Genomic DNA, 12,916 nt, shown 5'->3' with positions numbered 1-12,916 from the left:
ATTTTATGTGATTTATATTAATTATGGATACTTGGTGGCTTCAGATAATTCTATGGGATTGTTGTTGTTCTTCATGTGCTTCTGTTCACTTTTCGTAAGCTCATTATAATCAGGTTTAAATTGTTTACCATTCTCATCTTGCCAGAGAACTTTTATATTTCCTGCTTTCATTTCCCGATATGGGTCATTGTAATGGTCAATAAGAACTTTTGCAAGTTGTTTTTTTGTTACTTCCAGGAAGGTTATAGAAAAATAATTTATATCTGTAATTTCATTTTTTTTTATTCCTGTGAAACTGAATTCATAATTATCTTTCATATCTTTCATATATATGATTAATCCTGGTAATCCATTGAAGAGAGAAGGTCCTTCCTGTATTGCAATATCTGTAGTAAACCAGACTTCCCAGTCCCGACAGGAATAGTTTAAAGTTGCTTTTTGACAATTATAGCCTGCTATTTTTTTTGTTTCGCTATTTATATTCCAATGAAATGTAGGTATATTGTCGGACAATTTATACAAATCCCGTAGAAGCACAGTAAATTTTGATATTTTTTTTGTTTTAAAATCCTTTATAACCATAAAGTCGTAGTCATATTTAATCTGGCTTTTAATTCCCTTCTTTCTATTTTCAATTACTGTGGAATCATTCTCAAACTGATCCTGGGAATAAAATTTAGATTTATTATCTTTTATAAGTAAGATCATATTTTTATTTTTAATCTCTTTCTCTAATGAATCTGTTTTATAATTCATACGATAATATACTTTGTAATTTTGGGCAATCGACTGATTAAAAATTAATGTTGTAAGGACGCACATTGTTTTAAATAATATTTTCCAGCTCATAGTATTGTATTGCTTTTTGTTTTAGAGGATTTTTACTCCATTCTTGCCATTCTCCTGAGTAAGGGTCATAGCCACATTTCAAAGGTTTAGAAATATCCAAACTATTTTCATTGATATGAGTTCTTTCAGTATAAGCCCTGCAATCAGTGCAAATATACCGGAACTCGCAATCTTTGCAAACTTCTATTTTATCTTTGGTGAGATTCCAATATTTTTTGAAATCTTTATGTTCTAAAACCTCTTCCAAAGTTGTATCCATTATATTCCCAAAACTTTGAGGCATAGAAGGGCAATTTTTTATATTACCGGCAGCATCAATGCCTATTTTTTTATGAAGACAGGAGTTGTGATGGTGTGATTCAGAAACTATTCTTAAATTAATTGGACTCATATTTTCTGCTATTTCGCCGCAACTTTTACAATTATGAATCTTTTTTTTATGTAAAAAAATCTTATCCGAAGACATTTTATCTGCAATTGTTGCTTGGAAATTATAAATATCTATTTGTGTGATAATGTTATAATTGCATAATATTTTTGCAAGTTTATAGCAATTAAAATTTAAGAAATCATTCTTCACTAGGATAATTTGAATATCTTTCAAGAAGTTATTTCCTGATTTTGAAATTTTATCTATAAAATTTATCAAGATTTTCATGTCATTTACATAGAAAATTCTCATTTGCAAACTTTGTACTCTTAGCTTTTCAAAATCATATTCAATTTTTTCTAGATATGAAAGATTAGATTGAGCATCTATATCTATGATTGCATTAGTTATTTCAAACGGCTGTTTATGTTGTAAATTGATTTTAGGAAATAGAGAAGCTTCTTCTTCGTCCAAAACTTCAAAAATTAATTCATCTTTTAAGAGAAATTTTTTATAATCATCAAGTATTTTTACGCTTTCTGGGTGTGTTTTTTTTAATAATTCGAAATCTATGATGCTACTATGGGCTAAAATATCAGCAAAGTCATTGGGTATATAGTAATATAAATTTCTTGTTGTATCCAATAGTAATGTTCTTATATGACCTTTGCAGAGAATAATATCACTAAATAATTTATATATCATAATTTTGAAATGGGCTTATATAATTTTCTTGAAAATGTAATAGAATTTTTTATCTTATTATTTCCTTTAATTTGTAAATTTTCATTATTATCAAGAATATTTTTTTTTACTTTTAGTTTTCCTAAATCGAGTAGTATAAAACTGCTGTTGATTTTTTTTAATTTGTTTTTTAACAATGTTTCATGATTATTCTGCATGTAATTTACTTTTTAAGTGTAATACTAACTCTTCTTCAATAAAATAATTACAAGGATATGACACCATCCCAAATTGACCTACCGGATTGACCTCTAAAAAATAATATTGATTATCATAGCTTTTAATCAAATCAATAGAACCCATCGTCAGATGTAATTCATTCATCAACTTTTTCAACATATCTTCTATTTTTTGAGGAAGTTGATAAGGGATTTTTCTATTAGGTCGTTTAAAATCATAATTCCTGAAATCAACCTTTGTATGCTTATTTTTATTTGAAAAAATTGCCATAGAATAAAATTTACCCTCTAAGAAAAATACTCTGATTTCAAATCTTTTTTTTATTTCTTCCTGAAAAAGAGAATTTGAAAAATTTTTCCCAGTAGTTTTTATGTCTGAAACTTTTTTTGTATGAGTGACAAATATTCCACCTTTTTCAGCTGTAAAGCTTGTCGCTTCATATATAGGCTTAGTAATTAGGTCTTTTCCAATATTTTGTAAGGCTTGTTGATTATTGGTTATGTATGTTTCTGGAATTGTCAATCCTGTTTTTTTCGCAATTTTTAGAACCTGTATTTTTTCTACAGATAATATATCTTTATAATAATCATACCATTTCCAATTTGGATAGAAATCAAACAATATTCTTAAAAATTTATTATTTTCTGCAAAAATGAATTTTGAAAGAGTAACAGCATTATGATCAATTATACCACCTATTTTTGTAATGCTTTCACTGCTTTGGTCAATAAATCTCCTGCACCAGACAATTTCAATCTCATCTAGATTAACTTTAAGATTAAGTAAAATGTCAGTTATTATTATTTTTTCTGATTGAAAATCAATAAAGACATCATATAATTTAGGGTTATTTATTTGATCTATGTTAAGTCTTACATAAGGAATTTTGTGAAAATCAAACCAACAACATATATCATTGGTTGTTTCATCGAAAAAAGATTTTGAAATGACTAAGATGTTACTCATAAAATAAGTCCTTTAAATTCTTGATCAGCATACGATTCTATGTCTATATCGTAGCTTAACTTTAGTGCTTCAGTAGATTTGTTTTTTCTACAAATTTTTATCTCCTTCACGACAAAAAGATAATTTCGATCTTGATAAGAAAAATATCTTTTTAGCATTTTTTTTTGTCCTCCAATATCTTCAATAATATCATAACACAAATATTTTTTACCGTCTTCAGTGGTCACTGTTCTAGCATTTTTCTCCAAAATGTCAGGAAGATTTTTTATGAGAAACAGTGACGTAATAATATTATTATTACAATAGTTATTCACTATTGATTTTTGTCGATTACTGAAAATTATTTTTCCATAACTTTTATGAAAATAATACTTGGAGTTTTTTCTAAGACCTAAACTTTTGAATGATACAGCATTTTTCTGGTTTTGTATAACATAACTGAACTTTTCATCTTTTAGAGGAGTAACCTCTGTAGATGTTTTGCAGGCCATGAGAAAAATGGTTACGGCAAAAGCCGTAACCATCTTATTTGTAATGTTATTTAACATGCCCAATCACTGTCATCACACGTTCCGTCATTCGAAGGATGAGCATCACCCTTGTGTCCTGTCATTACAAGTGTGTCGCAACCAGAAGATATAGTACTGGTACTAGAATTTAATAGGCCACCTTTTACTGTGATTAAATCATTCTTTTTGATTTTTTTGCCATTTAAAGACGCTAATGTTTTTTTCATTTCTTGTTAAATTTTAAATTTAATAAATAATTTTTGTCATACAATCCCTGACATGGGTTTCGCTGATCAGCGTTTTATATTTTCTTTTCTTACTGTACACATAAGAAAAAGAAATATGCATTTGTGCTTTTGCCTGAGACAAAGATGATACAGATTAATATTTTTCACAAGCAGAGTATTCCAAAATTGATCAATTTCGAGATAATATATGTTAAAATTGATCAATCTATCAGTATTGTAATTTATAATGTGTTGATTTTTAATAGATTATTTAACATGTGAAAATAATAAAAATGTGGTATTATTGCATTTCAAAAAACACTTATGCATAAAATTTTGTTACTTCCTTTCCTTTTTTATATTGGCTCATACCTTTCTCAAAGTGTAAAGAGCTTTTATATTCCTGATTCCTTAAAAAATAAAAGCTTTGAACAGCTAGAGAAATCTTATAGTAAAGAATTTCGGCAAGATCATAAAGCAATAATGTATGCATATACTTTTTTAGAAAAAGCTAAAAAAGAAAAGAATGTCAAAAAACAGTTTGATGGATACTTTTTTCTTTTCACAAAATTTAAAAAGAATGTCAAATACATTGACAGCATACAAAATATCATTAATAAAAGCAGTAATATAGATGAATTATCATATGGGAATTATAAAATTGGAGATATCTATTATAATTGTAATAAATATGATCAGGCATTATCTTATTATTTAAAGGCACTTCCTTATGCAAAAAAAAATAATAATACGAAGGAAGTCGTTTTGATAAAGCATGCAATTGGAAAAATAAAATATTTCACTTATGATTATGAAGAAGCTTTAAAAATATTTAAAGAAAATTACAATTATATAAAAAACGAAGAAAAAGAAGATCCGGGTAATTATTTATCCATTTTACATAGCTTAGCAATTACATATAGTGCAGTAGGAAAGTACGATTCCGCTTATGTTTATGCAGAAATGGGTAGATCTAAATGTCTTCTTTATAATAAGAAATATTATTTTAAAGTATATGATCTTAGTTGCTATATTATTAAGTTTTACCTAAAAGACTATCTAAAGTCAGTTAAAGGGTTAAAACAAAATATTGATTATTTTAAAAAATATGACTCTACCAATCTTGGGATATCCTATATGTACCTATCTATGAATTTTCAGAAATTAAATAATAAACATGAATATTTTTATTATTTTAATAAAATGGATTCTGTACAGAAAAGAATAAGCTTTATACGTCCAGAGTTGATTAATTTATATAAATATTCCTTGCAATATTATGAAAAAGAAGGCAACAAAGAAAAACAAATTTATCTTATAGATAGACTTATAGGCCTTAATGAAGTTATATATGAATCAAATTATAAATTTTCTAAAAAGATTCATCAAAAGTTTGACACTCCTGAGCTATTAGAGCAAAAAGAAAAATTAATTTTAAATTTAGATAAACGGAATACTGCATTGTACGGGCTACTTGGTGGAGGCCTATTGTTACTTTTTATATTCATCTATTTATATAATATTAATCGGAGCAAATTGAAACTCTATCAAGTCCAGGCTCAAAAATTAATTGATACACAAAATGAAAGTTCTGAAATTTATAAATTAAATAATTCTGAGAAACTAGAGATAGAAAATCACGTAACACAAATTCCTAATCTTTTATTTAATGAAAAAAATAATAAAGTTAAAAGTCCAATTCCCGAAAATGTTAAACAAGCACTTATTCTAAAATTAGAAAATTTCGAAAAGCAAAAAATATTCATTACTAAAAATATTACATTGTATTCTTTATCTAAAGATTTTGAAACAAATAGAGACTACTTGTCTAAAATAATTAATGAAATAAAAGACAAAAGCTTTTCACAATATTTAAATGAGTTGCGTATTAATTTTGCAATTACAGAATTAAAGGAAAACAAAAAATTAAGGTTAAAAACTATAGCTGCTATTGCAGAAGATGTGGGTTTTAATAATGTAGAATCTTTTACGAAAGCATTTAAAAATGTTACAGGGACTTTACCTTCTTATTATATAAGAATTTTACGTGAGAATGATAACTGATTCAAAATTAGTATTTTATCAAAATAATAATACGATATTGATCAATGTCGGCAACTTAATATAATGATATTTTGGAAAAAGCACTTATTTTGGACCGATTAAAAAAGCAAAAATCAAATAGAATGAAAAAACAAAAACAAAAAGCGCAAAAGAAATTATCTTTAAAAAAATTACAACTGGTAAGTGTTGCTAATTTAAGAATAATTACAGGTGGAAATGGTGGAAATGGTGGAAATGGCGGAGATGGTGGTAATAATACAGGCGATCTAGGACAAGCAACAGCAATAAATGCTCTTAATAACTATTTAAAATAGTTGTTTTAAGATGTAAGGTACAGAATTGTACCTTACATCTTCACTTACATCATACTTTAATAATATGAAATATATAATCACTTTTTTGATTTTTTGTTATCAAATTTTATTTTCTCAAACACAGCCAATAATCAAATCAATACCCTCAACTGATCAATATTTTGAAACAAAAGTAATTGATGAATATCGTAATATTGAGAATGTAAAAGATTCATCTGTCATAGATTGGATGAAAGAACAAAATAGCTATGCGAATTCTGTTTTACAGTCTATTCCAAATCGCCAATATTTGATTGACAAGCTTGGTGAGATGGATAGTAAGAACGAGTATTCTATCTCTTATTTGCAGGTTACAAATAATGATAAATACTTTTACTTAAAAAGACAGGTTAAAGAAAATACCCCTAAATTGTATGTTCGAAATGGATTTAATGGGAAAGAAGAGTTACTATTTACCTCTGCTGAATATAAAAGAAATAATAAAGAATATGTTATAAATTACATAAAACCTAATTATGACGGATCTAAGATTGTTGTTGCCTTAACCGAAGGAGGGAAAGAGGTAGGAGAAATGATTATAATTGATGTTGAGAAAAAAATCAGACTACCTTATACAATTACTCATTGTTGGCCATCTGATGGTGGTGGAGTTTCTTGGTTGCCTAACAATAATGGTTTTATTTATCTGCATTACCCTATAGTGGATAATAAGTCAAATTTATTTTTAAAAAATATGACTGCAGTATTATATAAAATTGGCGATGATCCTGAGGAAATTTACCCAATATTGTCAAAAAAAGAGTACCCAGAACTGAATTTAAAAGAAGAAGATTTCCCTATTGTTTCAATTAATAGAAATAATCCTAACTACTTAATAGGAAAAATTGGAGGAGCTGCAAATTTTTCAGATACTTATTATTCTGATTTCTCGGAATTAAACAACAAACATATTAATTGGAAACCTTTGTATAAAAAAGAGGATAAAGTTGTTGATTATGTATTAGTAAAAGATGAATTATATTATGTAAGTGCCAAAGGTGTGAAAAACAATTTTGTTGCGCGTACGTCATTAAAAAAACCTAATTTCTTACAACCAGAAATAATTATAGATGAGAAGAAAGATGAAGTGATTGGATCCGTATACTCAACAAAAGATGGCTTATTTATTACAACAACAAAAAATGGAGTAGAGTCCAAATTATATTTTTATAATTCACAAAAAAAACTTCAGGAAATTACTTTACCAATTTCGGCTGGTAATGTAACTTTAACAACAAAATCAAACAATTTTTCTGATATTTGGATTACTTGTTCAGGATGGAACAGTCCGGATAGAAGATATAAATACAATATCTCGGAAAATAAATTTATTCCTGAGAATACAAATCCTATTATAGATTTTCCTGAATTTAAAGATGTAAAAGTTTTAGAAACGACCGTTAAATCTTATGATGGAAAAGATATTCCTTTATCCGTAATCTATAACAAAGAATTAAATCCTAAAGAAAAATTACCTTTATTGGTTTTAGGCTATGGAGCATATAGTAATTCTTATAGTCCTTTTTATGCTAGAATAGCTTTGCTATGGGCTATAAAAGGAGGAATAGTAGCATATACGCATGTAAGAGGCGGTGGAGAGAAAGGAGAAGACTGGCATTTGGGAGGTTTTAAGAAAACAAAACCTAATTCGTGGAAGGACTTTATTTCTTGTATAGAATATATGCATAAAAAAGGATACTCAAATCCAAGTAAAACAGCTATTTGGGGAATCAGTGCTGGAGGAATAGTAGTAGGCAGAACAATGACAGAAAGACCGGATTTGATAAAGGCGGTAATAGCAGCTGCAGGAACTTTAAATACAATAAGAGGCGAAGCCTCTCCTAATGGAGCTAATAGTGTAAAAGAATTTGGGACAGTTAAAGATAAAGATGAATTTGAATATTTATATGAAATGGACTCTTATCAACATATTAAAAAAGGAGTGAAATATCCAGCGACTTTAATAACAACAGGATATAATGATCCTAGAGTTCCGGTATGGATGTCAGGGAAATTTGCAGCTAAACTCTTGGCAGATAACGATAACGCTTCGAAGAATCCTATTTTACTGAAGGTTGATTTTGATGGTGGACATGGAAGAGATAATACTAAGAAGAAATCTTATGAAGATACAGCAGATATCTTCGCTTTCGCTTTCTGGCAACTAGGTCACCCAGACTACCAGCCAAAAGAAAACACAAAAAAATAAAAATGCCCCAATTCCCATATCAATTCTTTGAAGAATACATTGTCCGTACTCCTTTATTTTCGTACAAAGACTTTCAGGAGAAGCTGGGCAGAGAAGAAATTTTGGATGATGATTTAAAAGAAATATGCAGTAATCCGGTTTTCCAGGAAGCTATTTATTTGGCATCTCCATATTTACATGAAGAAATTCAGCAGTGGTTCTCAGGGAAAGGTTTCTCTTTAAAAGAATATCAAAAACTAAAAAATACTATACTAAAATATTATAGCCGAATAAGTACGCGTTGTACTCCATTCGGCTTATTTTCATTTGTTCATTTAGGAAATTTTGATAATGAAAAAGCCATTCATGATAATCTAAATAATATCAGAGATACTAAATTAGACATGCACTTTTTGGTAAGTCTGGCTAAAAGTTTTGAGAAAATACCTAAACTAAAGAATCAATTGCGGTTTTTTCCTAACAACAGTATTTACCAGATTAGGGATAATATTCGCTATGTTGAATACGAATATAACAGTGGCAAAAGGAATTACTTTATTTCTTCCGCTCCATTTACAGATGAATTACAGCGGGTATTGGAGTTTTCGGAAGAAGGTAAAACAATCACACAAATTGTAAAAATTCTCATTAATGAAGAAATAAATGAAAATGAAGCCAAAGAATTTTTAGATGAACTTATAGAAAATCAGGTTTTAGTAAGTGAAATGGAGCCTAATGTTTCAGGGATAGATTTTTTAGAAACTATAATTTCGGTTTTAAATAAAATTAAAGCCGAAAAAGAAGTTAAAACTTTACTTTCAACCATATCCAAGCTTAAAGAAATAGACCAACAAATTGGGAATTCAGTTTCAATTTATTCCGAAATTGAAGACTTAATTAAAGGATTTGAAATTGATTATGAGAAAAAGTTTCTCTTTCAAACCGATCTTTACAGTGAAAATGTGTTTACATTACCAACAAGCTGGAAACGCAAACTGAAAGAAGGAATCAGCTTTTTAAATAAAATTTCTTTATTACAAAAAGATTCTCAATTTGAAAAGTTTAAAAAAGTTTTTAATGAAAGGTTCGAAACTCAGGAAATGCCTTTAGCTTATGTTCTTGATGTAGAAGTTGGGATTGGTTACAGGCAAAATGTGCAGGCAAAAGGAGTTCATCATTATTTGGAAGATATCAAATTACCAATTTCAGGAAAGAATCAAAGCCTTACTATTGAACTTACCGCTATCCATAAAATTCTTAATGAAAAATTGCAACAGGCTTTATGGAAAAATAAAACGGTTATTAATTTATCGGAAGATGACTTTAAAGATTTTGAAGAAAAATGGAATGATTTACCCGAAACTATTTCTTTTATGGCAGAAGTTATTTCCGAAGGTAATCAGGAAAAATTATTTTTAAATGGTAGTACGGGAAGTAGTGCTGCAAGCTTCTTAGGTCGGTTTTGTTCCGAAAAATCAACGGTGCAGAACTTAACAAAGACGATTACCCGAAAGGAAGAAGAGCTGAATCAGGATTATATTCTTGGAGAAATCATTCACTTACCCGAAGCCAGGATTGGAAACGTTATCCGGAGGCCTACTTTGAGGAAATATGAAATTCCGTATCTGGCGCAATCTGTTTTACCAAAGGAAAATCAAATATCTGTTGACGATTTATACATTTCTTTAAAGAACAACAGGATTGTTTTACGTTCAAAAAAATTAAACAGAAAAGTAAAACCCTACCTCACAAATGCTCACAATTATTTTTCAGGTACTTTGCCCGTTTACCATTTTTTGGCAGACTTTCACTCTCAGGATACAAGGCCGGGATTGTGGTTCAATTGGGGAGGGCTGGAGGATATCTATCAATTTCTTCCAAGAGTAGAATACAACAATATCATTCTTTCAAAAGCTCAGTGGAGGATTATAGATAAAGAGATCTATGCTTTAGAACAATTAATTTCAGATAAAAAACAATTTTTATCTCAATTGAAAGATTGGAGAAATGAAAGAAAAATTCCTGCTTGGATCCAATGGGTGAAATCGGATAACAAACTTACAGTAAACCTGGAAAACATTGATATGGTAAAAATGTTCATCGATTCAGTCAAATCTGAAAGATCAATTATCATCGAAGAATTTTTATACAATGAAAATGATGATTTTAAACGTGAATTTATTTTTCCAATGTATAAAATTACATAACAAATGATTGAAAGAAAATTTATTCCCGGAACAGAGTGGATTTATTTTAAAATTTACACAGGAGTAAAAACGGCAGATATTATTTTATACGAAAGTATTTTGCCCTTAGTCAGTGGACTTTTAGAAAGGAAACATATCAAAAAATGGTTTTTTATCCGTTACTCTGATCCAAAACCTCACCTGAGAATAAGATTTGAATTAAAAGATACCCGTCATTATAATCTTGTTCTTTCACAAATCAAGGATTCTTTGGAAAAATATTTTGTTTCGGGGGAAATTTCTGATCTTATGCAGAGTACTTATACAAGAGAAATTGAAAGGTATGGTACAGAGATGATTGAGGACGCAGAAATACTCTTTTATTGGCATAGTAATCTCGTAGTGCATGAATATCTCAACTTTGATGATGAAGATAAAATCATTGTTTCAGCATATTATATTGATAAAGTTTTGGATAAATTGAGACTTTCAGCAGATGAAAAATTAAAATGGATAGAAAATTCTAATAACGCTTTTAAAAAAGAATTTAATGCGGGTAAGGAATTAAACTCTCAACTGGATAAAAAGTATAGGGATTTTAAACTAAAGTACACTGATTTTTTAAACTCTGAGGAATATAAATATTTTCGGACTACAATTACTTCTCATATCAATGAAGTTGAGACTATTATAGAAAATTGTAAATCAAAATCTGATAAACTGTTTTTACAAGACTTCTTTGGAAGTATTTTTCACATGAATATCAACAGAATCTTTATCTCAAATCAAAGGGTTTTTGAAATGATCATTTATGATTACTTATTTAGATATTACAAATTTGTAAAGTTTCAGAATCAGGCCACCTGATTTTTGGTTTATCTAAAAAAAGAACCTTAATTTGTTTCGGCAAAAAAATTAAAAGCAAAAAAGTATAAATTAAAAATTTATAAAATGAAAATAATTAATCATTAAACAAATGTTTAATCTGGTGAATTTTTTATGTTAAAATCAAATTTTAAATGACTTTTTTATAGTTATCTAATCAGTAATCAATAAGTCTTTTAAAGGTGACTAAACTCAACAGAACTTAAAAAATCTTAAAGTTTTCATAAAGTTTTAAAAAAAAGGGGAAATGTTTTTGTATTTCTAAAATATATTGTAATTTTACAACGCCTTGAATGAGGGAACAAGTCAAGGTAATAAATTTTTTTTCATCATTTGTGTTTTTAGAATCGTATCGCCTGATACGATTCTTTTCATTTTATATCTTCATAGTTTAAAAGCAGGTCGATAAAATAAGAATAAGTTACTGACCCTTCCTGTTGATTGCTTTTTAGGAAGAGATTGTTCGTAAATCCAAATATATCATCCAGCAGACCTCGATGTCTTAAAACGAACGCTTTTTCGTATGCTCTGTCCCTTTTCATCTCTGGAGAGTAGTTTTTCAACATGTTTTGTACAAATTCTGGATCTTGTTCCACAATGAAATTTAATAAACTTTTTAAAGTAAAATATTCTGTGCTGTATCTTAATTCTGCATTTTGTGATTTAATACCAATTAAATAACCTATAAAGTTTGCTTCCTGCTCTCTGGCAAAACCAAGTTGATGAGAACTTTCATGAGCAGAAGTGAAGGGAATGTAGGTGTTCGGCAGTTCTGAATTAAATTGGGCTTCAGCAGTAAAAGGGTTGTAATAGCCCAGAATCCCTGTAAAATTCATGATATTTTTAAATATACTTGGCTTAAAGGAATTGATTTGAGGTGCTTTTTTATCAGAAATATATGGTGGCAATTTCGATTGTTGGAAAAGAATCTCTCGTTGGATTGATTCCAGATCGGTTATGATAAAAACTCCGTTCCGGTCTTGTTTTACCGCTTTCCGTGTCTCTTTGCATTTGGCGAGATACTTTAAGCTTAAGGCCTTTGCTTTGGCTAGGTCCGGCTCATCTTGAGTAGCTAATTTTTTGATAAGAGGAACCTGGAAATAAAGCATTCCCCAAAATACCTGGTACGTAAAATAAAAGATATTGATTATGGTGAGTAATCGTAACAATGAGCTGTTCCGGCTTGTTTTTTTAAAGCTTTTAACAATGAAATAAACTATAATAATCCCAAGCACAACATAAAGCACATCTCCAAATGAAAATGGAATCCACGAGAAGATTGTCTGATGAATGGCTTTCTGAGCTTCAAAGAAATGCTCAAAAAAAGAAATCATCATTCCTGATTTTGAGAAGATATAGAACAAAAGAAATTGGGCAAGTAATAAACCCGCCCAA

Annotated in this window: 12 protein-coding genes; 5 read left to right on the top strand and 7 right to left on the bottom strand. The window is 28.8% G+C overall.

What is annotated here, in order from left to right; translation table 11 throughout:
* Positions 1-21: 21 nt before the first annotated feature.
* From ATE47_RS14180 to ATE47_RS14155, 6 genes are read right to left on the bottom strand one after another with little or no spacing between them, the layout of a single operon-like run.
* On the bottom strand, positions 22-822 hold the full coding sequence (locus ATE47_RS14180; RefSeq protein ID WP_228376353.1) for a GLPGLI family protein: 801 nt from the start codon (positions 820-822) through the stop codon (positions 22-24).
* A gap of 4 nt (positions 823-826) precedes the next feature.
* Entirely contained in the window at positions 827-1,924 is a 1,098-nt protein-coding gene (gene gwsS / locus ATE47_RS14175; protein ID WP_062162566.1) for a grasp-with-spasm system SPASM domain peptide maturase, read from the bottom strand.
* A complete protein-coding gene (locus ATE47_RS14170) occupies positions 1,921-2,121 on the bottom strand; it encodes a hypothetical protein (protein WP_062162565.1) in 201 nt (66 codons plus the stop codon). The genes gwsS and ATE47_RS14170 overlap by 4 nt, the downstream gene beginning before the upstream one ends.
* Complete coding sequence (gwsG, locus tag ATE47_RS14165; RefSeq protein ID WP_062162564.1) at positions 2,111-3,109, bottom strand: grasp-with-spasm system ATP-grasp peptide maturase; 999 nt, start codon at positions 3,107-3,109, stop codon at positions 2,111-2,113. Before gwsG ends, ATE47_RS14170 begins: the two co-directional genes overlap by 11 nt.
* The gene (locus tag ATE47_RS14160) at positions 3,106-3,633 is read right to left on the bottom strand and encodes a hypothetical protein (RefSeq protein ID WP_185097099.1); all 528 of its coding nucleotides are present in this window, start codon (positions 3,631-3,633) and stop codon (positions 3,106-3,108) included. Before ATE47_RS14160 ends, gwsG begins: the two co-directional genes overlap by 4 nt.
* A 17-nt stretch (positions 3,634-3,650) precedes the next feature.
* Complete coding sequence (locus ATE47_RS14155; protein WP_062162562.1) at positions 3,651-3,845, bottom strand: hypothetical protein; 195 nt, start codon at positions 3,843-3,845, stop codon at positions 3,651-3,653.
* Positions 3,846-4,169: 324 nt separating this feature from the next.
* Here ATE47_RS14155 and ATE47_RS14150 point away from each other — a divergent pair, with 324 nt between their 5' ends.
* The 5 genes from ATE47_RS14150 (at position 4,170) to ATE47_RS14130 (ending at position 11,503) form a co-directional block, all read left to right on the top strand.
* Positions 4,170-5,909 (top strand): helix-turn-helix domain-containing protein, encoded by a 1,740-nt coding sequence (locus ATE47_RS14150; protein WP_062162561.1) that lies wholly within the window; start codon positions 4,170-4,172, stop codon positions 5,907-5,909.
* Positions 5,910-6,031: 122 nt separating this feature from the next.
* Positions 6,032-6,223 (top strand): hypothetical protein, encoded by a 192-nt coding sequence (locus ATE47_RS14145; RefSeq protein WP_062162560.1) that lies wholly within the window; start codon positions 6,032-6,034, stop codon positions 6,221-6,223.
* A gap of 64 nt (positions 6,224-6,287) precedes the next feature.
* Complete coding sequence (locus ATE47_RS14140; RefSeq protein WP_062162559.1) at positions 6,288-8,471, top strand: prolyl oligopeptidase family serine peptidase; 2,184 nt, start codon at positions 6,288-6,290, stop codon at positions 8,469-8,471.
* Between the two features lie 2 nt (positions 8,472-8,473).
* On the top strand, positions 8,474-10,657 hold the full coding sequence (locus ATE47_RS14135; RefSeq protein ID WP_062162558.1) for a lantibiotic dehydratase family protein: 2,184 nt from the start codon (positions 8,474-8,476) through the stop codon (positions 10,655-10,657).
* A gap of 3 nt (positions 10,658-10,660) precedes the next feature.
* Positions 10,661-11,503 (top strand): thiopeptide-type bacteriocin biosynthesis protein, encoded by an 843-nt coding sequence (locus ATE47_RS14130; RefSeq protein WP_062162557.1) that lies wholly within the window; start codon positions 10,661-10,663, stop codon positions 11,501-11,503.
* 389 nt (positions 11,504-11,892) lie between these two features.
* Here the strand turns inward: ATE47_RS14130 and ATE47_RS14125 are convergent, their stop codons facing one another.
* On the bottom strand, positions 11,893-12,858 hold the full coding sequence (locus ATE47_RS14125; RefSeq protein WP_082632612.1) for a DUF3810 domain-containing protein: 966 nt from the start codon (positions 12,856-12,858) through the stop codon (positions 11,893-11,895).
* Positions 12,859-12,916 lie beyond the last annotated feature (58 nt).

The sequence above is a fragment of the Chryseobacterium sp. IHB B 17019 genome, from assembly GCF_001456155.1.
Classification (GTDB): Bacteria; Bacteroidota; Bacteroidia; order Flavobacteriales; family Weeksellaceae; genus Chryseobacterium.
The sequence above is the reverse complement of the archived record's forward strand: the minus strand, read 5'-3'. Positions and strand labels throughout refer to the sequence as shown.